The organism is uncultured Friedmanniella sp., from assembly GCF_964244005.1.
Taxonomy (GTDB): Bacteria; Actinomycetota; Actinomycetes; order Propionibacteriales; family Propionibacteriaceae; genus Microlunatus.
This window is the reverse complement of the sequence record NZ_CAXTHG010000001.1, coordinates 1-23,578: the sequence shown is the minus strand read 5'-3', so window position 1 is coordinate 23,578 and position 23,578 is coordinate 1. Positions and strand designations below refer to the sequence as shown.

The following is a 23,578-nucleotide window of genomic DNA, read 5'->3' as shown; positions in this document are numbered from 1 at the left end:
TATCGCCCCGATTCGGGCAACTGCGGAGCATCTGTCAGCGGTTCGGCGCTTAGGCCCGGTCAAGCCTCAGACCTAAACCGCTCGTCGAGCAGCGTCAAGGGCGGTTGTCGTTGTCATTCGCGTTGGTGTTGGTCTGCTCGTTGCTCCTCGCATCTTCTACCAGCGCTTCGATATCGATGGGTTCCTCGGCCCCCTCATCGTCACCAATAACGTGATCACCCAACCAGGAGTGGGGGTCGATGTCGTATTTCTCAGTGAGGAACCGCAGTCGATAGGCCTCTTGCGCACGCTGACCGAGGATCGTGATGCTTGTGGCGTTGGTGCCGGCGTTGACGACCGCACCTACGATAGGAACGACCTGAGCGATCCGCTGATGCGTTAAGCGGAAGCCCAGCCGCTTCACGACCTCTCGGCTCACCTGGACCATGACGAACTCGTCGAGGACCCTGTGGTTCGCTCCTCGCATCATCGTTTGCACCAGCCGCGACAGCTCCGCGAGGCTCGCGGCCTTTCCACCGGCCGTCAAAGTTGTGCCGTAGTTGAGGACGCCGAGGGCGTACAACTGCTCCTCGGGAAGGCGCGTGTCGTAGCCGTAGGACATCGCCACCTTCGCCACCAGCCGCGATGCGGCAGCCAGGTTCGCAGCTACGTCGGTGCTGACGGCGGCAGCTGCGGCGGCCAGAGTTGTACCACCCGAGACGGTGCTGGAGACAACGAACCCTGTGATCAGGAGCGAAGTGGCCGCTCCTTCAACCCCCAGCCCGACTCCGTAGGTGAGGGTGTGGAGCGACAACAGCCGGTCGGGAACCGCGAGGTCAGCTTTCCGTATGTCGGTGAGGCTGGTCACGGCAGAATCGAGGCGTCCTGCGCGTTTGATGATGCGCCGATCGGATACCGATGCAGTCGCAGCCCTGCTCAGTAGGTTCTGGAGTCCGGTCAGCGGGGCAAGGACGGAGTCCGCAACAGTTTTCACCTGTTGGTGGTCGTCAAGGTAGGTCTCCAGTCGCTTGCTGGCAGCGTCGCCGAGCTCGGCGGCTTTACGGATCGGCGCGACTTGCTGACGCTGCTCCCGCCGCCTGACCCGTTCGATCAGCTTCGTCCAGGCCGCAGCTTCGTATTCGCTCATGGCGAGATGGGCGTTCTTGACCTCAGTCATTGACCGTTCCTCGGTTTCCTTCTGTGACATGTCCTGGAGCCAGCCGCTCCATCTGTTCGAGCACCAGTTTGACGGCTCCGGCCTGCTGATCGGGCGGATAGCGGTATTTCACCAGCAGTCGCTTGATCGATGAGCGGAGCTTGGCGCGGACGTCGTCGCGGATCGTCCAGTCCGTCTTCACGTCTCGCTGCATGGTTGCGACGAGCTCGCGGGCGATCTGGGCGAGCACGTCGGTTCCCATCACGTCGACCGCCGACTCGTTGTCGGAGATGGCGTCGTACACGGCCAGCTCGTCGGTGCCGAGCGGAGGGTCGAAGGACTTGCCGCGTTGGGCCTCGGTCGCTACCTCTTTGGCCAGGGCGACGAGCTCGGCGATGACTTCGGCGGCGGTGAGCTGCGCGTTGGCGTACCGGTTCATCAGCTCGGCGACCCGTTCGCCGAAGGCGCGCTCGCGTACCAGGTTGTTCCTGGTTACCCGGGCCGACTCCTGGAGCACGGTGTTGCGCAGCGCCTCGATGGCGAGGTGGCTGTTGGTGGACCGCTGGGCGCGCTCCAGGAACTCCGGCGTCAGGTCGCTCAGCTGCGGACGGGGCATCCCGGCCGCCTCGTAGATGTCGATGACCTCACCTGACACGGTGTTCTGCGCGATCACTTCGCCGAGCAGGCGCTGAATCTCCTCCGGTACGGGCCGGCCGCTGGCGCGACGCTCCTCGGCGTCGAACTTGGCCATGTAGACCCGGACCTCTTCGTAGAACCGCACCACGGGGTAGGCCTCCGCCAGCGTGTCCGCCCCGGAGGCCAGCGCCCACGCGCGGACCAGCTGAGCGCTCAGCCGACGGAAGCGGTCGGCGTTGCTCTCGACGGCCCCATCAGTCTCCGAGCTGCTCGCGGACGGGCGGCTCGCGCGCAGGTGGTTGGCCAGCCCGGTCGTCACCTTGACGTGCTTCCACTTGGCTAGGAGCTTGCCGCGCCAGTCGTAGTCGGCGGTGGTCTCGTCGAGCTGAGTGATCAGCACCTTGGCCAACTCGGCAGCCTCGCCGATCTCCTTGCCCATCGGCTTCTCGGCCTGGTCGGTGGCGGAGTACTCCGCGAGGGCGTCGCGCAGGTCGTCCGCCAGTGGGGCGTAACCGACCAGGAGGCCGGCGTCCTTGCCGCGGAACGTCCGGTTGACCCGGGCCAGGGTCTGCATCAGCAGCGCACCCTTGAGCGGTCGGTCGAGGTAGAGGGTGTGCAGCGGCGGCGAGTCGTAGCCGGTGAGCATCATGTCCTTGACGATCACCAGCTGCAGCGGGTCGTCGACGTTTTTCAGCCGGTTCTTGATCACGTCGTTCTCGCTGCCGCGCCGGACGTGCCGACTGATCGGCGGAGTGTCGCTCGCGCTGCCGGAGTACACGACCTTGACCACGCCGGAGTCGACGGCGTCGGAGTGCCACTCGGGGCGGCGCTCGACGATGGCCTCGTAGAGGCGGGCGGCAATCTCGCGGGTGCTGCAGACGATCATGGCCTTGCCCGGCGCCTCGATGTCGCCGAGCATCGCGGCCGACCGGCGATCCCAGTGCGTCAGCAGGTCCTCAGCCAGGGTGGCGAGACGGGCCGGTGCACCGTAAACGGCGTTGATCACGGCGACACCCTTCTCCAGCCGAGCTCGCTCGGCGTCGTCGAGCCCCTCTGTCACCTCGTCCGCGGCAGCGTCGAGGTCGTCCTGGCTCACCCCGTCGGCGAGCCCGACCTTGACCAGGCGCGACTCGAAGTAGACGGGGACGGTCGCGCCGTCGGCCACGGCCCGCGACAGGTCGTACACGTCGATGTAGTCCCCGAAGACGCGCTGGGTATCGCGCTCTCCGGTGGAGATCGGCGTACCGGTGAAGGCGATCAGCGTGGCGTGCGGGAGGGCGTCGCGCAGGTGCTTGGCGTAGCCGTCGAGGTCGTCGTAGTGGCTGCGGTGCGCCTCGTCGACCACGACGACGATGTTGCGTCGGTCCGAGAGCAGCGGGTGGTCCGAGCCGCTGAACCGCTCGTCGGTCGTGCGGCCAAACTTTTGCAGCGTGGTGAAGAGAATGCCGCCGCTCTGCCGGCCGGAGAGCTGCTCGCGCAGCTCGCCGCGGGTGCGAATCTGGCGGGGCTTCTCCGGCAGCAACTTTGAGATCAGGAACCCCCCGTACAGCTGCCCGTCGAGCTCCTTGCGGTCGGTGATGACCACCACGGTGGGGTTGGCGAGCAGCGGGTGGCGCTGGACCTGGTTGGTGTAGAGCTCCATCTCCATCGACTTGCCCGAGCCCTGGGTGTGCCAGACCACGCCGGCCCTGCCGTCGGTCCGGACCGCCTCGATGGTGCTGGCGACGGCCTTGCTGACCGCGAAGTACTGGTGGGGCTTGGCGATCCGCTTCGCGAGCCCGCCGTCGCCCTCGTCGAACGCCACGTAGCCGCGGGTCAGCTGTCCGAACCGGTCCAGGTTGAACACGCCGTCGAGCGTGGCCTCCAGCGCTGTGAGCGGCTGGTGGTCGTCATCGAGGGCGTCCGCGGGCAGGACGCGGCCGTCGTCGTCGACGTTCCACGGGGAGTAGTGGTTGAGCGGCGTAAACGGCGTGCCGTAACGGGCCTGGATCCCGTCGCTGACCACGGTGAGCACGCAGAACCGAAAGGCGGTGGGGAACTCACGCAGGTAGGTGGCCAGCTGGGCGTGGGCCGCAGGCAGGTCAGCGTGGAGCGCCCCCGCCTTCTTCAGCTCGATGATCGCCACGGGCAGTCCGTTGCAGTAGAGCACGACGTCGAAGCGGCGCGTGCCCTCTGGCCGCTTGATGGTGACCTGGTTGACCGCCAGCCAGTCGTTCTCCGAGGGCTCGGTGCTCAGAACCCGTAGCGTCGGGCTCTGCTCGACGCCGAGCGGGTCGGTGTAGGTGATCCGGTAGCCCCGCGTCAGCCATTCGTGGGCCCGCAGGTTCTCGGTGATGGCGTCGTTGGACTGCGGCGAGAGGATCTCAGTACGCGCCTGCAACAGCTGGTCGTTCGGGATGCCCGGGTTCAGGGTCCGCAGCGCCTCCAGGAGCCGGCCCGGCAGCGGCAGGTCGTCCCACGAGTCACGCTCGCCCTTGCCCGGAGCGATCTGGTCGCCGGACGTCGGCACCCAGCCCAGGTCGGCCAGCTTCTCGAGCGCGAGGTCTTCCCACTCGCTCTCGGCGCCAGGATGGGTGGTCATCGCTCGTCCTCCATGATCGACGCGTCAGCAGTTGGAGCTTGGGCCCAGAGGTAGTGAAATCCCCTCCCCCGGCCGCTGGGAAAGGCTGCGCGGAGCATCCCCTCGTCTTCCAGTTCCTTGAGAACAGCGGAGACGTTGGGCCGTTGTGACTGGGTGATGCTGGCGAGCTCAGTCGAGCTGATTCGTCCGCGGACGCGCGCGTAGCCCAGGGCGATAGCACGGCGGGTAGGTGCCGCCCGGGGACGCTCCACCTGCTCGTCCAAAGTGCTCAGCCGGGCGCTGGCCTCACGGCTCAGGCAGAAGGACGGGTCGCCCGTCTCCGGGAGCCCGCCTACGGCAACGATCACTGGACGACCCTCAATGGTGACCGTCTGCGCCCGGGCGAGTGCGCCCCGCGTCTCGAGCTCATCCAGCTGAAGCAACGGCATCACCCGCTGAACGTCGTACCACCGGTGATCGACCAAGAAGCGTAGGAGCAGAAGGGCATTGAGGTCGTTGGTCGTGCTGACCGGAGACAGTTCAGAGAGCCATGTTGTCCACGCCTCGTCGCGCACATCGGCCACGAGCGACGCTCGCACGAAGGGACCGGTGATCTCTCGGATGGATGGTGGCTCGTGGCCCAGGCGAACCATGTCGCCGACCATCCGGTCGACGCCGATGCCTTCCCGCTCAGCTACTCGAAGCGCTCTCAACAGCTCCGTCAGCGAGCGGTTTCTCGATCGGGACGGGTGCGTGATGATGTTGCGCTCGGTGACCCCACCGTAGAAGCCCCCCGGGCTGGTGACACGCAACGTTGTACCGATGTGCTCAACGACGGTTTGGTCGGGGGATGACCATTCCCGGTGTGCCACGCCGTTCACCACGGCCTCGCGCGCGGCGCGTTCTGGCACGTCGCGAACCTGACCCACGACGAGTCCGCGCGGGACGTGCCGAATCCCGTTGTGGGCTGTTACGGCAGCGAAGACTGCGTCCAGCTCCTCCAACAGCGACCGTTCCGCGAGCCGGACGCGCGCCGTGCTGTCGCCTCCAGCGACCTCGCGGTGGAGGTAGTCCAGGCAGGGAACCTCACGACCGCGGAGCAGAAGCGCGGCTGCATTGGTGAGCATGCCGTCGTTGGACACGGCGTCCAACCGACGAAGGAGGGCCTGGTCCGGCTCGTTCGCGAGGTCCGCCGAGGCAGGCTCACCAGAGTCGCGCAGGAAGCGTCTGACCAGTTCGAGCGCCGGACCTCTGACCGCAGTGGCGGGTACGTCCGATTTCTGCGCGGACCAGTCGTAGTGGGTGCGGACCATTCGTTGTTCGTGCCAGGTGGCCAGATCGACCTCAACGCATCGGTCGTCGACTCGCCACGTGATGCGTCCGTGCCACCGAATGGCCTCGACGGCCTGCGGGGGCCGGATGACCAGCACGCGCAAACCTGAGACCCGTGCCTCGGTGACGTGAATGGTGAGCATGCGATCCGTCAGCTCGAAGACACGCGCGCGCAGCCAATCGACATCCAGGCTGGTTCCGACCACCTCCCCGTCGTTGGCCACTCCGAGGATGAGAGCTCCCGAGCCCTCCGTGTTGGCCATGCACGCGCCCTCGCCCGCCACTTGCTCGGCGGCGCGTTCGTTTTCGCGCTCACCGGGGGCGACCTGGCCGTAGCGGTTGCGCCTGCCCGCCTCCTCCTTGAGGTCGACGTGCACTCTCTCGGGCCGGTCGGGGAGCCCTTCGCCCGCATCGAGCGAGGACAGCACCCGCTGCACAGCGTCCCCAACGGGGTCGTAGCCGAAACTGGTCACCACGCCTCGTTAAGTAGCAGGAGGCCCTCGATAGGCTCGAAGTCATACTTAATCACGGCGTTAAGTATGGCGGCCGCCGCCTGGCGCCTGCTCGGATACTTAACGGTCCGCTCCATCCAGGTCGAGGTGCGAAAGCCGCTTCGAGCGTCTTGACGCTGGGCAGGCCGGCGGCCAGGTCTGCGGGAAGCCTGTCCTGCGAGGCAGCAGCCCACTCGGCCACGCCGATGGGAGCGGCGTGGCCGCGAAGCGCGTACTCGGCGACGACCGCGTTCTTGGTCTTGCACAGCAGAATCCCGATCGTCGGCTTCTCGGCGGCTTCTCGTCTTCGCGAGCGAGCAGGTCGTCGAGGGCCGCTAGATAGATCCCGAGCTTGCTCACGAAGTCGGCCTTCAGGGCGCCCGCCTTCAGCTCGACAACGACGTAACGGCGGAGCGGTCGATGGTAGAAGAGCAAGTCGCACCAGAACTCGTCGTCGCCGAGGGTCAGCCGCACCTGCTTCCCCACGAGGGCAAAGCCTTGGCCGAGCTTCGAGCAAGAACTCGCTGGCGTGCTCGAGCAGCTTGCGGTCACGGTCGCGCTCCAGCCAGGGTTCCGTCGTGGCGAGGAAGTCGACGAGGTACGGGTCCTTGGTCGCCTGTTGCGCGAGGTCGGACTGCTCGGGTGGCAGCGCGGTGTCGAAGTTGGTGATCGCTTTGCCTGAGCGCTCGCGCAGCCCTGTTTCGATCTGCCAGCCAGGACATCACGGCTCCACCCCTGCTCGACCGCTTGAGCCGCGTACCCGAGCCGGCTGTCGGTGTCTTCGAGCTTGTCGAGCAGGTGCTGGTGGTGGCGCCAGAGCAATTGTGCAGCGCTGCGCTGCACAATCTCGACCTCAGGCCAGGCCGCGGCCAAGGCCCTCATGTACCGCAGGTTGCGCGGCGAGAAGCCGGTCGATTCGGGGAACGCATGCTTGAGGTCGGCGGACAGCCGGTTGACCAGCTGAGTGCCGTAGCCCTCATACGTCTGGCGTTCGAGGATCTCGCGTCCCACCTGCCGGTACGTGAGCACAAGCTCCTGGTTCGCGGCACGTACCGCTCGCCGCCGTCCGATCGAGACGTGTCGACTGACCGATCCGAGCAGCTCTGGATACCAGCCAGGCATCGAGCTGGCTGGCTCGACGGCGCGCTGAAGCCCGTGTCCTGATCCGGCATCAGACTGCGTCCTCGACGTGGCGCTCAGCGTCCTTAACGCGCAGGCGGCCGGACATGAGGTCCGGAAGAATACTGTCTCTCAGGCCAACTGCAACTCGGCACTCCTCGTCATACTGTCCGGCCAGATTGAACAGGCTGATGGCCCGAGCGCTTGCGTCCCGTAAATTCGACTCGAGCGGCACCGTCACCGGCAGGGCGAGCGCTTCGCGACGATTTAGACCTGGGACTGCTGAGTCCGAATTCATACCGGCAAGGTCGAGCGACTGAAGCAAGAAGTAGCAATAGATGAGCGAAGCGCCCCTTTTGGGCTCCACGAAGAACGTCGTGTCGATAGGGAACGCCGATTTGGGAATCCAGTAGACCGACCCTACCGAGCCCTTCCTGCCTACCACTACGCAAGGTCCGGGTACTAGGGCTTCCTGATGTGTCCCGGTTGGTCCACCACTGCCGACTACGCTGACGGTGCCCGCAATGCGAGCGGAGATGGGTAGGGCTTTTCCATACTTCAGATCGAGAACATCGCCGAGCTTCATAGCCACTTTGCTGGTCGATGGAATCAACTCGAATTGGAGGCGTGCAAGTTCACGGGCAGTGCGACCTGCTGCAGCATTAGCCGCGATTTTATCATCGAGGGTGCCGAGGACGGCGGCAATATCCAATTGCTGGGAAACCGGCGGTAGTCGTAACGGCATATCACTCAGTATCGAAGTGTTCAGGTTGAGCATCGTCGCACCGATCGCATGTTGGGTAATCCACGTGCGACAGGATGGCGTACCTAGGAGGTAGGAAACAAAGGTGGGGTCTGCATCTGCGTCACCGAGGCGAACCCTGAGGCAGCCTGTACCGCAGAGCCAGCCATGATTTTCTGCACGAACTAGTGCCCTGCGTTCGACGTCACCTCGGCGCGAATAGACGATGTCCCCCTCTGCCAAAAGATATCTAGAAAGGCGCTGGACATCAGCTTGGCCGATGCGCGCAATCCCTTCTGTATTGATGCGATTATCTCCGATATTCTGGGGCATGACACTGGGTATACCTTCTGCAATATAATCGGAAGCGTGCAGTTGACTTCCGAAAGGACCGGTTTGTATCCCGCCATTCCCTGACCGGCACAAATCGCCCAAGGTTGTCTCGGTCCAATTCATCCCAAACGACCAAGTTCGCGTCGGACGGCCAAGCTCAACTGCTGCGTTATCTCAAACTGCTCGTACAGGGAGTCGGTAAGTTCTCTAAGGCGCTCGACCCCACCGTCGGAGATCAAGGCCGTCTCACTGCCCACGTATCGTCCGGGCGTAAGGGCGTAGCCGGACTCCCTGACGATCTCGAGACGGGTTGAAGCGCAGAAGCCGGGCTGGTCGGCATACGTTCCACTGGCTGATGGGGCCCCACGCCACGAGTGGAAAGTATCCGCGACCCTCGCGATGTCGGCGTCGGCAAAGGACTTTTCGGCGCGGTCGATCATATAGCCAAGACTGCGGGCGTCGACGAACAGCACCTCGCCGGTCCGATCGATCGAGCCCTGCTTGCCGGCCTTCTTGTCCTTCGCAAAGAACCACAGGCACACCGGGATACCCGTCGAGCGGAAGAGCTGGGTTGGCAGGGCGACGACGCAGGAGACGAGGTCGGCCTCGACAATCTGGGCGCGGATCTGGCCCTCGCCGCCGGAGTTAGTCGACATCGAGCCGTTGGCCATCACCACGCCAGCCCGACCACCAGGGGCGAGGTGGCTCAGGATGTGCTGAATCCAGGCGTAGTTGGCGTTCCCGGCAGGCGGGACGCCGAAGCGCCAGCGGCTGTCGTTCTCGTTGCGGGCCCAGTCCTTGATGTTGAACGGCGGGTTGGCCAGCACGAAGTCGGCCTTGACGTCGGGGTGCAGGTCGCGGGCGAAGGTGTCGCCCCAGACGGGTCCGAGGTTGGCACCGATTCCGTGGATGGCGAGGTTCATCTTCGCCATCCGCCAGGTGCGCTCGTTCAGCTCCTGGCCGTAGACCGAGATCGCCTGCGGCTTGTTGCCGTGCGCCTCGATGAACTTCTCGGTCTGCACGAACATGCCGCCCGAACCGCAGCACGGGTCGTAGACCCGGCCGTGCGTCGGCTCCAGCACCTCGACCAGCACCCGGACCACGCTCGCCGGCGTGTAGAACTCACCTCCGCGCTTCCCCTCGGCGGAGGCGAACTTCTCGAGGAAATACTCGTAGACCTCGCCGAGCAGGTCGCGGGCCTTGGAGGCACCCTCACCGGTGAAGCGGACGTTGTTGAAGATGTCGATCAGCTGGCCGAGCCGGTTCTGGTCGAGGCCTTCGCGGTTGAACCCCTTGGGGAGGGTGTTCTTGAGCGTGAGGTTGGCGCTCATGACCAGGTCCATGGCTTCGTCGATGATGCGGCCGATGTTGCCTTGCTTGGCGTTGTCGGCCAGGTGCTGCCAGCGTGCGTCGGGCTCGATCCAGAACACGCCCGCGCCGGTGTACTCGTCCACGTCGTCCAGCTGCTGCTCGATCTGCTCCTCGTCGAAGCCGCCGTCGGCCCGCAGCTCGGCGGCGATCTGACCGCGGCGCTCGTCGAAGGCGTCCGAGACGTACTTGAGGAAGATCAGGCCGAGGATGACGTCCTTGTACTGCGAGGCGTCCATCGAGCCGCGCAGCTTGTCCGCGGCCTTCCACAGGGTGTCCTTCAGCTCCTTCATCGTGGTCGGCGCCGTGTCGGCTGCTTTCTTCGGCCGGCCGCGGCGTCGCGGCGGGTCCGGGACGAGGGTGCTCATAGGACGATCCTTTCGGGGGTGCTGCTCGGGGTTGGGCGCAAGGTGCAGATCTGGGAACCGACGGCCTGCGTCACGAGGACGATGGCGGTGTCGACGTCGTCGAGAGCCTCGAGCAGCGCGCGGCGCCGCTCGGCGACCTCCGACAACAGTCTCTCGGTCGTCGCCACCTCGTCGGTCGGCAGCACGGTCAGCGGCCATGCCTTCCAGGCGGTCGCCGTTCGGGGCTGCGCCTTGATGTCGGCGGCCAGGGCCTCGGGGGTGAAGGTCTGCGGAGCCAGGTCGGGCGGGTGTTGGCCGCGGCTCGCCAGCAGGGTGCGCTCCTGCTCGGTCGACGGGCGTGGCCGGTGGCAGCGCAGCACACGAGCAGGAAACGCGACCACCGCACCCCCGAGGTGGTCCACGGCTGCGGCCGGGCCGCCGACGGTGGTGACGACGACGTCCCCGGGCAGGGTGGTCGTGGCGTGGGCGTAGGTGGTGGCGAGCTGGAGGGCGCTGAGTCCGAGCAGACCTTCTCGGCGGTCGAGCTCCTGGGGGTGTCCGACGACGGGTACCGGCCCACGAGGGTCCGTGTCGGCCGCCTCCACCCGAACGCCCGGGACGAGGAAGATCTTGTGCTCACGCAGCGCCTGGTCGAGCGAGATTCGCCTCAGCGCAACGGGGAGCGCTGACGCCGTCACCGTGCTCCGAGGAATGCCCGGGACCGGAGCGGAGAGGCGCTTCAGCGACGCCTCCAGCTCGGTCATCACCGAAGCCGGACCGAGGTGCACCTCGCGGACGACGGGCGCCACCAGGTCGCTCGTGCTCAGAGCGAGGTCGGACGTCGGGCGGAAGCGGGCCGTGCTCAGCTGATGGGCCACCTCGCTCGCCGGACCGCGCATCGCTGCGGTCAGGTCGACGAGCAGATCGTCACAGACGTCCTCGGTCAGCGGCCGGGTGAGGTCCGAGCACAGCGTGCGGGACGGGGTGGACCGGCTCGGGCCCAAGCACCAGAGCGCTGCGCGAGTCCGAGACTGCTCGGGGAACAGGCCGGCGGGCAACCGGACGACCGCTCGGACCTCGTTGGTCCGGACGGCGTCACAGCGGTGCTGCCCAGCGGGGGACAGGCGCGTGCTGTCCTCGCTCGGCCGACCAGGACCCCGCCGTTCGATCAGCGCGTCGGTCAGGGTGTGCGCCGGGCCGAGCACGAGCGCCCGGTTGGCTGGGGACAGGTTGAGGCACAGGTTGTTCACCTCATCGAGGGCTTTCTCGCGGTTGTCCGCACCGGTGGGGAGGCGAAGCACGAGGACGGATTCGTCCGGCAGCTCGTACGTGCCGTCAGCGTCCATTCGAATCGTGGACTGCGCGAGCCCGTGGACGTGCACCCAACGCCGAGCGAGGCGGGCGTCAGCAGCGTCGCGGTCGTCGTCGGACACGGTGAGGGCCACCGTCACCGGTCCACGCTGCTCACTCCGGACCGCCGCTGCGACCACGAGACCCACGTCGTCCACCGACCGCACCACCAGGGTCGGGTCAGCGAAACCTGCTTCGTCGGCCAGGGTGACGGCCGCGCGTGCGATGAGTCGACGCAGGGCCGGGTGGACCGGCGGTCGGCTCGTGGCCACCTGACGCCGACGCACGAGCTCGTCGAAAGGCTCGGCCGGATCCAAGGCGCCCGCCACCAGGAGCTCCGCGTACCGGGCGAGGGTCACGAGCCGCGCGGGCTCCACCGCCTCCAGTTCCCGGAACAGCAGCTCGTCGTCGCCGTCGAAGGTCTCGGCGGCGTCGACCAGCTCGTCGGCCTGGACGGGCAGCGGGCCGGTGGCAGCCCGTAGACAGATGAGCGCACCGAGCCCGGCGAACAGCACCTCGTCGCTCGCCACCTCGGCCGCCGGGATGCTGAAAGCGACCGCGTCCTGCTCCGCCTCAGGGTTGTTGCCGCAGCCCGTGAGGCGCAGCCAGCGAACCACGTCGTCCCCGTCGAACCGCTCCTGGCCGTCAACGTGCCGCCGCGGGTCGGGGAACGCCTGCGGCCCACGAGCGTGCCGTGCTCGCCAGGTCGTCACCGACGACCTCCGGACTCCGGCCAGCAGAGCGATGTCGCTCAGCGACAGCAGAGTCGGGTCGAGGGCGACGGTGGTCGTGCTGCTACCTCCGTCCATGACTCCAGACAAGCACACCCTCCGGAGTGGCGCATCAATAAAACCGATAAGGGAACTTCTCGGGTTTGGAAGTCGACCATAACCGCGGGATCTTCAACCCTGGTGGGGCTGGCACGTCGTCAGCCACAGCGGAAGGAGCCATCATGAACCACGCAAAGGCTGTTCGGGTCGATCCCGAGTCTGGTGCCCTGGTGATCGAGCAGCTGCAGCTCAAGGACCCCACCGTGCTCAGCGAGTGCCGGCACTGGTCGCAGGGCCGCCGCGGCACGCCTGTCGAGCTGGCCGAGCTGGCGGGGGCCGATCTGACGGCGTTCGTGGAAGCCGCACTAGCGATCGGCTCGAGCGCGATGTCAGCGGCAGCCGGCGTCCAGCAGACCTACGGCATCGAGTCGCTCGTGGCCGAGGTGGAGAAGCGAGCCAGCCAGGCAGCGACGAGTGCGGCCGAGCGTACGAACACCGCGGTGAACCAGGCCACCGAAGCCCTCCTGCAGGCATCGCAGCTGACGAAGACGGCTGTGGTCGATGCCGGACAGAGCGCTCGTACGACCTTCGCCGCCTCCGTGGTGGCCGCCCGTGACGACCTCCTCGCGCAGGTCACCAGCCTTCTCGGCGGCGACGAGCCGCAGCTGCTGCTCCGGCTCCAGCCCCTGCTGGACACCTTCAGCCGCACGCTCGAGCAGCGCAGCCTGAGCCAGACCACGGCGTTGGTCGAGAAGGTGTCGAAGCAGTTCGACCCCGCGGACCCGGCCTCACCGATGGCGCAGCAGATGCGAGCGTTGAGCGACACTCAGGCCCGGTACGCCGACCAGGCCGCCGAACAGCAGAAGGGCCTGACCGACAAGATCGACGCGCTCACCAGCGAGCTGCTGGCGTCCAAGGCAACGCGTCTCGCCCTCTCGCGGACCGCAGCCAAAGGTGCGACCTACGAGGAGCAGACCCACGCGCTCCTCGCGCAGATCGCCGCTGGCCTCGGGGACGAGTACTTGGAGACCGGGAACGTGGTCGGTCTGCGGACGCGGAGCAAGAAGGGTGACGGGCTTCTGACGGTGCCCGACACAGAGGCGCGTCTCGTCGTCGAGATGACGGACTCGCCCCGGTCGTCCTGGTCGGACTACCTCAAGGAGGCAGAGGACAACCGCGGCGCCCAGGCTGCGCTCGGCTTGGTCCGCTCTGGCTCGCAGCTGCCAGGAGGACCAGTCCTGACGCTGGGTCCGCGCCGGGTCGTCATGGTCTTCGACCCCGAGACCGACGACGTGCACCTGTTGCGCTGTGTGGTCCAGCTGCTCCGGACGGCCGCTCTGTCCGCTGCGGTGCGAACAGAAAATGGCGAGGTGGCCGTGGCTGACGAGCGGATCGCCGCCGCCGTGCAGACGCTGGATCGCATTAGCAAGATCCGTAAGTGCGCCGGCCAGGTCAAAGCCTCAGCATCCTCGATCGACATCGAGGCGGAGGCACTGCTGACCGAGCTCAATCGCCTGCTGACGCAGGCCCGTACGGCGCTGGCCGGCGCGGTCACGGCCGTGCGCGATGACGTCGCCTGACGTCGTCACCCTCTGGGCTGAGCTCGAGCAGCTCGCCTGGACCCCTGGACTCCGCGGGGCCGTGGGGGACGGCCCCGCGGTCTCAGACCACGCGGTACTCCGCTACCGCGAGCGTGTCGAACGCGTCCCGCAGGTGCGTGCGCGCCAGCGGCTTCAGCAGCTGGCCTCTCACGCCGTCTGGGAGGACGCGCCGAGGGATTGGATGACCATTCTGCTTCACCCGGGGACTTGCTATGGCTACCCGGATCAGCGGCCGGACGTGTGCCTGCTCGAGCGTGAAGGATGGGTGGTGACAGTCCTTTCGGAGCGCTACCTCAGGCAAGAGGCCGAGGCTCGTCGGCAGGGCGGCGTTAGGCGTCACTGAGGCCGGACTCGCCGGTGCAGTCAGCGACCCCGGCGCAACCTCTTCGAGGCCTTCGACAAGCTCAGGGCGCGTGTGGCTGAGCCTGCTCACATCCTTCGGCAACCACTACGCGCCGCAGGCGTCCCTTTGCTCGGGGATCGGGCCCCTTCGACAGGCTTAGGGAACGGGGGCTTCGGCCGCGTTGACCACCTGCGCGAGGCGGTGCAGGTCGGCGTCGGTCATCCCGGCGTAGGCGGGCAGGTAGACGATGCACTCCATCGCGGCGGCGGCGCGACGGCAGCGCGGGTCGAGGGCGACCAGCGTGGAGGAGCCGCGGGTGAGGTCGAATCCGCCGACACGGCCGGCGGCGACGAGGGCGTCTGGGTCTCGCGAGACCACCGGGAACAGCCAGTACGTGTGCCGCGGCGCCCGGCCGCCCAGCTGGACGACGTCCGGGCTGAGCGCGGCGGCCAGCAGCGCCCCGGCCCGTCGGCGGTCCCGGACCCGGCCGGGGTCGTAGCGGCGCAGTCGGTGCAGCATCACCGCCAGCAGCGCGCAGCTCGGCCGGACCCGGATCCGGGCGAGCAGCTCGGCGTCGGCGTACCCGCGGCTCAGCGTCCGGACCACCCGGTCGTAGTCGCCGGCCCACCGGTCCGCGAGCCGGACGAACGTCGGGTAGACCGCGGCCTGGCCGATCAGCACCATCAGGGCCCCGCGGACGAGCTTGGCGCCGTAGCTGCGCGAGGACTGGACGGGCCAGCTCCGCTGCCGGACGCGCATCCGCGCGGCCAGGTCGCGGTCACCGACGAGGACCAGGCCGCCGCCGAGGCAGGTGGCGGTCTTGATGGTGCCCCAGCTGTAAAGGGCGATGTCGGCCAACGGTCCGAGGTCGCGATCGGTCCCGTCGTAGCACTCGGCGCGGTCGTCGACCAGCATCAGCCCGGCCTCCCGGGTGACCGGCGCAAGGTCGTCGAGGTCGGCGCGGGCGCCGAGGAGCTGGGCGTGCACCAGCGCGCGGGTCCGAGGGGTGCAGGCCGCCCGGACGTCGTCAGGGTCGAGCGCGAGGGTGTCCGGGTCGAGGTCCACCGCGACCGGCACGTAGCCGTGCGCGCGCACCAGCGTCGCCAGGTGCGGGATGGTGATCGCCGAGAACAGCACCTCCGAACCCGGCGGCCAGTCGACCGCGTCGAGCAGCAGGTCGAAGCCGCTCCGGGCAGACAGGCAGGCGAGCGCAGCGTCCGCCGGCGTCCAGAGCTGCTCGAGAGCGGCCAGGGTCGGACCGCGGGAGGGGCGACGCAGGCAGTAGCCGAGCGCGACAACCAGGTCGGCGGCACCCACGTCGAGACGTTTGCGGGCGATGCGCAGCGGGATGCTCAAGGCGGCTCCGGACCGTCGGGGACAGTGCTCCAGTCTGATCAGTGCCGGATCGGCTGAGAGGATGGGGCCCATGGCCGTCATCCAGCACCTGGACCGTTACCGGGTGATCGGTGAGACTCTGGCCCGGCACGGCCTGGGCGTGCTGCTCGGGGCGTCCGGGATCGAGCGCTACATCCCGTTCCACCGCCAGATCGCCCGGTACGCGCACCGGGCCGAGAGCTATTCCACCGCTCAGCACGTCCGGCTCGCGCTGGAGGAGCTCGGACCCACGTTCGTCAAGCTCGGCCAGCTGTTGTCCACCCGGCCCGAGATACTGCCGCCGGCGTACGTGAGCGAGCTGGCGCTGCTGCAGGACTCGCTGTCGCCGGTGCCGCAGTCGGTGATCCGTCAGGTGCTCGAGACTGAGCTGGGCGGGACGCTGGAGAGCCTGTTCGCGACGTTCGACCTGACCCCGCTGGCCAGCGCGTCGATCGGTCAGGCGCACGCCGCCACCCTGCTCGACGGCACCGACGTGGTGGTCAAGGTGCGACGTCCGGGAGCGACCGAGCAGATCGAGGTCGATCTGGAGATCCTGCAGAACCTGGCCGCGCAGGCCGACCGCCGGTGGCTGGAGGCCGCCGACTACGACCTGCCGGGACTGGCCGAGGAGTTCTCGCGCACGCTGCGGGGCGAGCTGGACTATCTGGCCGAGGGCCGCAACGCCGAACGCTTCGCCGAGAACTTCGCGACCGACTCGGGCGTCCACATCCCCAAGGTCTACTGGGAGACCACGACGTCGCGGGTACTGACCCTGGAGCGGCTGAGCGGCTACAAGGTGAACGACCTGGAGGCCCTCGACGCCGCCGGCATCGACCGGCCGGCGCTGGCCGCGCACGCCACCCGGGTGGTGGCGCAGATGATCTTCGACGACGGGTTCTTCCACGCCGACCCGCACCCGGGCAACCTGTTCATCGAGCCGGACGGGCGGATCGGCCTGATCGACTTCGGCATGGTGGGCGTGGTCGACGGCGAGCTGCGGGAGCGGCTCGGCCTGCTGCTGGTGGCCCTGGCGCGAAAGGACCCGCACCGGGTCGCGGCCGCCCTGGCCAAGCTGTCGACGAGCTCGAGCCAGGTCGACCTGAAGGAGCTGAGCGCCGACCTCGTACCGGTGATCGAGCTGTACGACGGCAAGCCGCTCGCCGAGATCTCCGTCGGCAAGATGATCCGCGAGCTGTTGTCGGTGCTCCGCCGCCGTCACCTGCAGCTGCCGCGCGAGTTCTCGCTGGTGCTCAAGATGGTGATCATGACCGAGGGGATGGGGGTCTCCCTCGACCCCGACTTCCAGCTCGAGGAGGTGCTCGAGCCGTACGCCCAGCGGCTGGTCGCCGGCCGCTACTCCTTCTCCTCGCTGCGGCGCCACCTGAGCGACGCCGGCGTCGATGCGTTCGAGATCGCGACCCAGCTGCCGGTGCAGCTCCGTCGACTGCAGGTGATGCTCGACGAGGGTGGTCCCGAGGTGCATCTCCGCGCCGCCGAGCTGGACCCGCTCGTCGACCGGCTGGACGTGATCTCCAAGCGGGTGGTCTTCGGGATCGTCGGTGCGGCCGTCGTCCGGGGGGTGGTCGAGCTCGCCGCGGCCGATCCCGACCGGCGCCGCGCCTGGCAGATCCCGCTGGCCGGGGCCGGCGTGGGGACCGCGGGCACGATCGCGGCGTTCCTGGGCTGGTCGACGCTCCGGCGCAAGCAACCGCTACCGGTGCCGCGGGGCAGGAGCCGGCGGCGGCGCCGCTGAGCCTCGCCCTACGCGCCCTAAGCTTGGTCGTTGGCCTCGAAGAGGTTGCGCTTGCTCACAGCATCAGCCAGCGCTACCCCTTCGGGGCCCTCGACAAGCTCGGGGCGCGTGTCGGCGAGCGTGACGTGTGCCGGCTCAGACGAGGGCGCCGGCGAGCAGCCGCAGCGTCTGCTCGCGGCCGGGGGAGCGGTCGATCGGGTCCGCGGCGTACGAGCCGGCCACCGGGTGGACCATCACCTCGTCGACGCCGTACGCGGCGGCCAGCTCGGTGAGCTCGGCGAGGGCGGACTCGGGCGTACCGACGACCCAGCGCTGCCGCATGGACTCCGCCATCGCCCGGTGCGACTCGGCCAGCACCGTGGCCTCGGCCTCTTCGACGCTCAGCTGCGGCCGCAGCTCGCCGCCGGTGCGCAACGCCACCATCGCCAGCAGCTGCGGCCGGACGAGGCGCTTAGCCTCCTCCTGGGTCTCGGCCACCACAACGTTGACGGTGAGGAAGGTCTTTGGCTGGCTGCCCGGCCCGGACGAGCGGAAGCTCGAGCGGTAGAGGTCGAGGACGGCGGCGGTCCCGTCACCGGCGAAGTGGTGCGCGAAGACGTACGGCAGACCCTTGGCCGCCGCGAGCCGGGCGGAGAAGTCCGAGGAGCCGAGCAGCCAGACCTCGGGGACGCCGGCCGCCTGCGGGGTCGCGCGCAGCGGGTACGTCCGGCCCTGCACCTGCAGGCCGACGCCCTCGGGCTCGAGCATGGCCAAGACGTTGTCGACCACCTCGTCGAAGCGGTTGGCGTCGGCGGTCTCGGGTCCGTTGTGCCGTAGCGCATAGCTGGTGACGGGGTCGCTGCCCGGGGCGCGGCCGATGCCGAGGTCGATCCGGCCGGGGTAGGCCGCCTCGAGCAACGCGAACTGCTCGGCGATCACCAGCGGAGCGTGGTTGGGCAACATCACCCCGCCCGACCCGATCCGCATCGTCTGCGTGGCGCCGGCGATCACCGCGATCACGACAGGCGGGTTCGTCGAGGCGACGGCGGGCATGTTGTGGTGCTCGGCGACCCAGTAGCGGTACGCACCGTTGACCTCGGCCACCTGCGCGAGCTGCACGGTCGCACGGATCGCCTGGGCGGTCGTCTGGCCGGAGCGGACGGGAATCAGGTCCAGCACCGAGAAGCGTCTCGGACGCTCGTCGGTGGTCGTGGTCTCCGGTCGGGTCTGCAGCGTGGTCACGACCTGGGCAACCGGCCGGCCGGAGGGGCTATTCCGTCGGCCGGTTGCCCGGGCGCCCTGTGCGGTAGGACGTTCGTTTCAGCGGGGGAGGTGCTCAGGCGGCGTTCCGACCTCGGCCGGGATCACTGGCTCCGGTGGGACCGGGTCCGCGACCGCTGCGTCGACCAGACCGCCGGGGGCCTCCGTCGCGTCGAAGGCGGTGTCCACCGGCTGCGTGGGCAACGGCGGGGTCGCCACCGGCTGAGGGGTCACCGGCGGGGCCGCCGGCTGGCTCTTGCGCAGGCTGGCCGCCGCGACGGCCGCGATCCCGGCCGCCGCTGCTGCGGTGGCGCCGACCCCGGCGACGACGGCCTTGCCGCTCACCCCGGCGTGCCCGTCGTCGCCGCGGGAGGTCGCGGCGTGCTCGACACCCGGCGTTCCCACGTGGCCGGTGGCGCCGACCTTCCCGCGCCAGGCCCCGGTCGCCCAGCCCTCGGACTCGATGAAGGCCTTGAACCGCTCCAGGTCGCCCTCGGCCTGGTTCTCGACGACGTTCAGCCTGTCCCCGATCTTTTCGACCAAGCCCTCGGGCTCGTACTCCAGGAACAGGTTGACCCGGGTGCGGCCGCCCAGGTCGTCGAACGTGACCGAGCCGGCGTTGGTCGCGCCCTCGGTGGCCGCCCAGGCGACCTTGTGGTCGGGTACCTGCTCCAGCACCTTCGCCTCCCACTGGCGCTTCACGCCGGCGATCTCGGCGACCCAGAGCATCGTGTCGTCGCCGAGCTGGGTGATGCTGGTGATGCCGTTCATGAACTGCGGGAAGTCTGCGAACTGGGTCCACTGGTTGTAGACCGTGCTCACCGGCAGGTTGACCTCGATGGACGTGTCGACGGTGGTCGTCATAGCGCTCCTTCTGCGTCGGGGGGATGACTTCCCCTCTTCTCTACTCCCCCCCGTCCTCGAGATCCACCGCGGGGGCGCGGCAGGATGGCTGCAGCACCGGGCAACCAGCACCCAGGAGGCGGCATGCCGAAGACCACGAAGTCGGGCCAGGTCATTCCCGACGAGCTGCCGAGCACGCTGCAGCGATCGGAGGACAAGGCGCAGCACACCTACGCCCAGACCCACGACTCAGCGCTCCAGACCTACGACGGCGACGAGCGCGCGGCCAACCAGGTCGCCTTCGCGGCGCTCAAGCACACCCACGAGAAGGTGGGCGACCACTGGGAGCCCAAGGAGGAGTACGGCCCCTCCGACGCCCAGGCCACGGGCAACCGGGACACCGACCGCGAGACCGCAGGCGGGGTCGACGCCAACGCGTCCAAGCAGCACCTGTACGCCCTCGCCACCCGGCTGGAGATCAGCGGCCGGTCGCGGATGACCAAGGCCGAGCTGGTCGACGCGCTGCAGAAGGCCAACGACCGGGCCTCGGCGAAGGCGCTCCGCGACGCCGAGCACGAGGAGTCGAGCGGCTCGTGAGCACCCGCAGGTACGACCTGGTGCTGGTCGGCGCGACCGGGGTGGTCGGCCGGCTGACCGCTCAGCACCTCGCTCGCTACGCACCGAGCGGTCTCCGGATCGCGTTGGCCGGCCGTTCACGGGAACGGCTGAGCGCCCTGCAGGCCGAGCTCGGCGGTACGGCTGCAACCTGGCCGCTGTTCGTGCTCGACGTCGCCGAGGAGGCGGCGGTCGCCGAGCTCGCGGCCAGCACCCGGGTCGTCCTCACCACGGTGGGCCCCTACCTGCGCTACGGCACGCCGCTGGTGACGGCGTGCGCCGAGGCGGGGACCGCGTACGCGGACCTGACGGGGGAGACCCTCTTCGTCGCCCGGACCGTCGAGGCGCTGCACGAACGGGCGGTCGCCACGGGCGCGCGGATCGTGGTCGCCTGCGGCTTTGACTCCGTGCCCTCCGACCTGGGCGTGGGGCTGACCGCCGTCCGGGCCGAGGCAGACAGCGCCGGCACCCTCACCGACACCGTGCTGCACGTCCGTTCCAGCCGGGGTGGGATCGGCGGCAGCACGATCGACTCGCTGCGTCAGCAGCTGATCGAGACCAGCGGCGACCCGGAGGCGCGGGTGCTGGTCGGCCGGGCCGACGCGCTGGTCGACCGGCCCTCGAGCACCCGGATGCGGCCCGCCGGGCGCACCCGCCCTGTACAGCGGGACGGCGCGACCGGTCGGTGGCAGGCGCCGTTCGTGATGGGCGGGTTCAACCGCCAGATCGTGCTGCGCAGCAACGCCCTCAGCGGCCAGCGGTACGGCATCGGCTTCCGCTACCGCGAGGTCGTCGACACCGGCACGGGGGTGCGCGGCGTGCTGGGCGCGGCCGCGCTGGCGGTCGGCACGGCGGCTCTGGTGGCGGCGATGGGCAACCAGGTGACGCGGCCGCTGCTCGACCGGGTGCTGCCCGATCCGGGTGCCGGCCCGAAGGAGGCGACCCTGGCCGGCGGTCGCTTCAGGTTCGAGATCGACGCGGGAACGTCCTCGGGCGCGCGCTACCGGACAGTCGTCGCGGTCGACCTCGACCCGGGATACCACGCCACGGCGGTGATGCTCGGTGAGTCCGGGCTCAGCCTCGCCCTCGACACCCTGCCCACCCGAGGCGGGGTGCTGACCCCGATGACCGCCATGGGCGAGGCGCTGGCCGTCCGGCTGCGGTCCCACGCGTTCACCGTCGAGACCACGCGGCTCTGACCGTCGCTCGGAGGTGTCAGCGGCTGCCGGGCGCTGGTCCGGATCGTCGGTCCTGCCTCCTGAAAGTGGCGTTGCCACCGCTCGAGCGGTGGCAACCTCACCTTCGGTCGGCACGAGCGCTTGCCGGGGAGTGATGCCTCGGGGAGAGTCGCATCGTGGATCTCGACACGCGCCGCCTGACGTCGGCGGACTGGCCCCAGCTGTGGCCCTTCCTGCTTGAGATGGGGACGACGGGCGACGAGATCGACGTCAGGGACCGGTTCGCCGCGCTGATCGCCGACCCGCGGTGGCTGCTGCTCGGTGCGGCCTCGCCGGCGTCGACGCTGCTGGGCTACGCCGCCGCCCAGGACCACGGACCGCACCTGCGCCACGGCGACCTGCACCGGACAGCACGGCTGCACGACCTCTTCGTCAGTCGCGACGCCCGTCGGCAGGGCGTGGGCCGGGCGCTGATGAGCACGGTGGCCGAGTGGGCGGCGGAGCGCGTCCGCTACCTGGAGTGGCAGGCGCACGAGACCCGGTCCGCTCCGTTCTACGAACGGCTCGGCCACCGCGGTGAGGCTTGTCCACAGCCCGACTACCCGACCTTCGAGATCGACTTCCACGACATCGCGTGAGCGGCGTCCGGAGCTCCTGCGGCCGGTACTTGCTCTCGCGGCGGCTATGGAGGGCGCACACGCCGCAGCGATCAGGGCGTCGCCCAGAGGGACGGCCAGCTGACGCCGACGTCGAGCAGCAGCAGGCGCAGCAGGGGCAGGCTGATCCCGACGACGTTGTGGTGGTCGCCCTCGATCCGGGTGACGAAGGGGCCGCCGAGCCCGTCCACGGTAAAGGCCCCGGCGACCTGGAGCGGCTCCCCGGTCGCGACGTAGGCGTCGATCTCCTCCTCGGTCAGGTCGGCGAAGTGCACGTCCGTCGAGCCGACCGCAGCCGCCACGGTGCGGTCGGCGCCGGTCAGCCGCAGTACGTGGTGGCCGGTGTGCAGGATCCCGGACCGGCCGCGCATCCGGCGCCAGCGTTCGACCGCGCGTTCGGGCGCCCCCGGCTTGCCGTACGCCTCGCCGTCCAGCTCGAGCATCGAGTCGCAGCCAACGACGAGGGTGTCCTGGCCGCCGAGGTCCAGGGTCGCGGCGACGGCGTCGGCCTTGAGCTGGGCGAGCACCGCGGTCAGCTCGGCGACCGACTCGGCCCGGACGCCGCTCTCGTCGACCCCGGAGACGACGACCTCGGGGTCGAGCCCGGCTGCACGCAGGGTCGCCAGCCGGGCCGGCGAAGCCGAGGCGAGCACGAACCGAAGGCCGGGCGGGGCTGAGGAAGGCACGGGGCCACGCTAGCGGCGCTCGGCCGAGGACCTACGGTGGCGGCCATGGACTACGTCAATCTCGGCGCCACCGGCCTCCAGGTGTCCCGTATCTGCCTCGGCTGCATGAGCTTCGGGGAACCCGACCAGGGCAACCACGCCTGGACGCTGTCGGAGGAGCAGAGCCGACCGCTGATCAAGCAGGCCGTCGAGGCCGGCATCACCTTCTTCGACACCGCCAACGTCTACAGCGCCGGCAGCAGCGAGGAGATCGTCGGCCGCGCGCTGGCGGAGTACACCGCGCGCGATGAGATCGTGATCGCGACCAAGGTGCACGGGCGGATGTCCGATGGTCCCAACGGCGCCGGCCTGTCCCGCAAGGCGATCTTCACCGCGATCGACGAGAGCCTGCGGCGGCTGGGGACCGACTACGTCGACCTCTACCAGATCCACCGGTGGGACCCCTCGACGCCGATCCTGGAGACGATGGAGGCGCTGCATGACGTCGTCAAGGCGGGCAAGGTGCGCTACCTCGGCGCCTCGTCGATGTGGGCGTGGCAGTTCTCGAAGGCGCAGTACGTGGCCCGGGCGGCCGGTCTCACCCCGTTCGTGTCGATGCAGAACCACTACAACCTGCTCAACCGCGAGGAGGAGCGCGAGATGCTGCCGCTCTGCGCCGACCTCGGCGTCGGGGTCATCCCGTGGAGCCCGCTCGCCCGGGGCAAGCTGACGCGTGACTGGGACGCCACGACCGCGCGCAGCGAGACCGATGAGTTCGGGAAGCGGCTCTACCACGACGACGACAGGTTGATCGCCGACGCGGTCGCCGCCATCGCCGCCGAGCGGGACGTGCCGCGGGCGCAGGTGGCCCTGGCCTGGGTCGCGGCCCACCCGACGGTCAGCGCGCCGATCGTCGGCGCGACCAAGCCGGCTCACATCGCTGACGCCGTCGCCTCGGTCGACGTGGTCCTCACGACGGAGGAGAAGGCACGGCTCGAGGCCGACTACACCCCCCACGCACCGGCTGGCTTCTGACCAGTTCCCTGAAAACCGACCCCGAGACGGCCCGAAAGGCCCTTGGATTCAAGCTGTCGATGCAACAGGTTCGGTTGGCTCGGATAGTAGCCG

At 68.9% G+C, this 23,578-nt stretch carries 17 protein-coding genes and 3 pseudogenes; 7 read left to right on the top strand and 13 right to left on the bottom strand.

The annotated features are described in order from the left end of the window. Positions 1 to 94: 94 nt before the first annotated feature. The 5 genes and pseudogenes from ACFE76_RS00100 to ACFE76_RS00080 all read right to left on the bottom strand — a co-directional run. The gene (locus tag ACFE76_RS00100) at positions 95 to 1,156 is read right to left on the bottom strand and encodes an EcsC family protein (protein ID WP_375429690.1); all 1,062 of its coding nucleotides are present in this window, start codon (positions 1,154 to 1,156) and stop codon (positions 95 to 97) included. Further along, on the bottom strand, positions 1,149 to 4,352 hold the full coding sequence (locus ACFE76_RS00095; protein WP_375429689.1) for a type I restriction endonuclease subunit R: 3,204 nt from the start codon (positions 4,350 to 4,352) through the stop codon (positions 1,149 to 1,151). The genes ACFE76_RS00100 and ACFE76_RS00095 overlap by 8 nt, the downstream gene beginning before the upstream one ends. Beyond that, entirely contained in the window at positions 4,349 to 6,136 is a 1,788-nt protein-coding gene (locus ACFE76_RS00090; RefSeq protein WP_375429688.1) for an ATP-binding protein, read from the bottom strand. Before ACFE76_RS00090 ends, ACFE76_RS00095 begins: the two co-directional genes overlap by 4 nt. A 52-nt stretch (positions 6,137 to 6,188) precedes the next feature. After that, positions 6,189 to 6,449, bottom strand: a pseudogene (locus tag ACFE76_RS00085) (PDDEXK nuclease domain-containing protein); the annotation flags it as partial. A 35-nt stretch (positions 6,450 to 6,484) separates the two neighbouring features. After that, positions 6,485 to 6,706 (bottom strand): annotated as a pseudogene (locus tag ACFE76_RS00080) (PDDEXK nuclease domain-containing protein); the annotation flags it as partial. On the opposite strand from ACFE76_RS00080, the gene ACFE76_RS00075 reads away from it, so the two are divergent. Then, positions 6,684 to 6,836 (top strand): hypothetical protein, encoded by a 153-nt coding sequence (locus ACFE76_RS00075; RefSeq protein ID WP_375429924.1) that lies wholly within the window; start codon positions 6,684 to 6,686, stop codon positions 6,834 to 6,836. The pseudogene ACFE76_RS00080 and the gene ACFE76_RS00075 overlap by 23 nt on opposite strands. Positions 6,837 to 6,919: 83 nt before the next feature. Here ACFE76_RS00075 and ACFE76_RS00070 read toward each other — a convergent pair. The 4 genes and pseudogenes from ACFE76_RS00070 to ACFE76_RS00055 form a co-directional block, all read right to left on the bottom strand. Further along, positions 6,920 to 7,276, bottom strand: a pseudogene (locus ACFE76_RS00070) (DUF1016 N-terminal domain-containing protein); the annotation flags it as partial. A gap of 49 nt (positions 7,277 to 7,325) precedes the next feature. Further along, a complete protein-coding gene (locus ACFE76_RS00065; protein WP_375429687.1) occupies positions 7,326 to 8,471 on the bottom strand; it encodes a restriction endonuclease subunit S in 1,146 nt (381 codons plus the stop codon). Next, entirely contained in the window at positions 8,468 to 10,084 is a 1,617-nt protein-coding gene (locus tag ACFE76_RS00060) for a type I restriction-modification system subunit M (RefSeq protein WP_375429686.1), read from the bottom strand. Before ACFE76_RS00060 ends, ACFE76_RS00065 begins: the two co-directional genes overlap by 4 nt. Beyond that, the gene (locus tag ACFE76_RS00055) at positions 10,081 to 12,222 is read right to left on the bottom strand and encodes a hypothetical protein (protein WP_375429685.1); all 2,142 of its coding nucleotides are present in this window, start codon (positions 12,220 to 12,222) and stop codon (positions 10,081 to 10,083) included. Before ACFE76_RS00055 ends, ACFE76_RS00060 begins: the two co-directional genes overlap by 4 nt. 143 nt (positions 12,223 to 12,365) lie before the next feature. Here ACFE76_RS00055 and ACFE76_RS00050 point away from each other — a divergent pair, with 143 nt between their 5' ends. Further along, positions 12,366 to 13,763 carry a Fis family transcriptional regulator gene (locus tag ACFE76_RS00050; protein ID WP_375429684.1) on the top strand — a complete coding sequence of 466 codons (1,398 nt, stop codon included), beginning with the start codon at positions 12,366 to 12,368 and terminating at the stop codon, positions 13,761 to 13,763. Between the two features lie 520 nt (positions 13,764 to 14,283). Here ACFE76_RS00050 and ACFE76_RS00045 read toward each other — a convergent pair. Next, positions 14,284 to 15,483, bottom strand: coding sequence for a DegT/DnrJ/EryC1/StrS family aminotransferase (locus ACFE76_RS00045; protein ID WP_375429683.1), 1,200 nt, complete (start codon positions 15,481 to 15,483; stop codon positions 14,284 to 14,286). A 70-nt stretch (positions 15,484 to 15,553) separates the two neighbouring features. Here ACFE76_RS00045 and ACFE76_RS00040 point away from each other — a divergent pair, with 70 nt between their 5' ends. Then, complete coding sequence (locus ACFE76_RS00040; protein ID WP_375429682.1) at positions 15,554 to 17,254, top strand: ABC1 kinase family protein; 1,701 nt, start codon at positions 15,554 to 15,556, stop codon at positions 17,252 to 17,254. A gap of 135 nt (positions 17,255 to 17,389) precedes the next feature. On the opposite strand, the gene ACFE76_RS00035 is transcribed toward ACFE76_RS00040, so the two are convergent. Beyond that, positions 17,390 to 18,475 (bottom strand): LLM class flavin-dependent oxidoreductase, encoded by a 1,086-nt coding sequence (locus ACFE76_RS00035; RefSeq protein ID WP_375429681.1) that lies wholly within the window; start codon positions 18,473 to 18,475, stop codon positions 17,390 to 17,392. A gap of 78 nt (positions 18,476 to 18,553) precedes the next feature. Beyond that, on the bottom strand, positions 18,554 to 19,357 hold the full coding sequence (locus ACFE76_RS00030; protein WP_375429680.1) for an SRPBCC family protein: 804 nt from the start codon (positions 19,355 to 19,357) through the stop codon (positions 18,554 to 18,556). A 123-nt stretch (positions 19,358 to 19,480) separates the two neighbouring features. Here ACFE76_RS00030 and ACFE76_RS00025 point away from each other — a divergent pair, with 123 nt between their 5' ends. The 3 genes from ACFE76_RS00025 (at position 19,481) to ACFE76_RS00015 (ending at position 21,767) form a co-directional block, all read left to right on the top strand. Further along, entirely contained in the window at positions 19,481 to 19,933 is a 453-nt protein-coding gene (locus ACFE76_RS00025) for a ChaB family protein (protein WP_375429679.1), read from the top strand. Then, the gene (locus tag ACFE76_RS00020; protein WP_375429678.1) at positions 19,930 to 21,150 is read left to right on the top strand and encodes a saccharopine dehydrogenase family protein; all 1,221 of its coding nucleotides are present in this window, start codon (positions 19,930 to 19,932) and stop codon (positions 21,148 to 21,150) included. Before ACFE76_RS00025 ends, ACFE76_RS00020 begins: the two co-directional genes overlap by 4 nt. A gap of 155 nt (positions 21,151 to 21,305) precedes the next feature. Further along, positions 21,306 to 21,767, top strand: coding sequence for a GNAT family N-acetyltransferase (locus ACFE76_RS00015; protein WP_375429677.1), 462 nt, complete (start codon positions 21,306 to 21,308; stop codon positions 21,765 to 21,767). A gap of 71 nt (positions 21,768 to 21,838) precedes the next feature. On the opposite strand, the gene ACFE76_RS00010 is transcribed toward ACFE76_RS00015, so the two are convergent. After that, positions 21,839 to 22,471: a Maf family protein gene (locus tag ACFE76_RS00010; RefSeq protein ID WP_375429676.1), complete on the bottom strand. Its 633-nt coding sequence runs from the start codon at positions 22,469 to 22,471 to the stop codon at positions 21,839 to 21,841. Positions 22,472 to 22,516: 45 nt separating this feature from the next. Between ACFE76_RS00010 and ACFE76_RS00005 the strand changes: the two genes are divergently transcribed. Beyond that, positions 22,517 to 23,485 carry an aldo/keto reductase gene (locus tag ACFE76_RS00005; protein ID WP_375429675.1) on the top strand — a complete coding sequence of 323 codons (969 nt, stop codon included), beginning with the start codon at positions 22,517 to 22,519 and terminating at the stop codon, positions 23,483 to 23,485. The last annotated feature ends 93 nt before the right edge of the window (positions 23,486 to 23,578 follow it).

Coding starts and splice junctions, on each gene's coding strand:
- ACFE76_RS00100 (WP_375429690.1), bottom strand. CDS start 1,156: ATGACTGAGGTCAAGAACGCCCATCTCGCCATGAGCGAATACGAAGCT.
- ACFE76_RS00095 (WP_375429689.1), bottom strand. CDS start 4,352: ATGACCACCCATCCTGGCGCCGAGAGCGAGTGGGAAGACCTCGCGCTC.
- ACFE76_RS00065 (WP_375429687.1), bottom strand. CDS start 8,471: ATGAATTGGACCGAGACAACCTTGGGCGATTTGTGCCGGTCAGGGAAT.
- ACFE76_RS00060 (WP_375429686.1), bottom strand. CDS start 10,084: ATGAGCACCCTCGTCCCGGACCCGCCGCGACGCCGCGGCCGGCCGAAG.
- ACFE76_RS00055 (WP_375429685.1), bottom strand. CDS start 12,222: ATGGACGGAGGTAGCAGCACGACCACCGTCGCCCTCGACCCGACTCTG.
- ACFE76_RS00050 (WP_375429684.1), top strand. CDS start 12,366: ATGAACCACGCAAAGGCTGTTCGGGTCGATCCCGAGTCTGGTGCCCTG.
- ACFE76_RS00040 (WP_375429682.1), top strand. CDS start 15,554: ATGGCCGTCATCCAGCACCTGGACCGTTACCGGGTGATCGGTGAGACT.
- ACFE76_RS00030 (WP_375429680.1), bottom strand. CDS start 19,357: ATGACGACCACCGTCGACACGTCCATCGAGGTCAACCTGCCGGTGAGC.
- ACFE76_RS00025 (WP_375429679.1), top strand. CDS start 19,481: ATGCCGAAGACCACGAAGTCGGGCCAGGTCATTCCCGACGAGCTGCCG.
- ACFE76_RS00005 (WP_375429675.1), top strand. CDS start 22,517: ATGGACTACGTCAATCTCGGCGCCACCGGCCTCCAGGTGTCCCGTATC.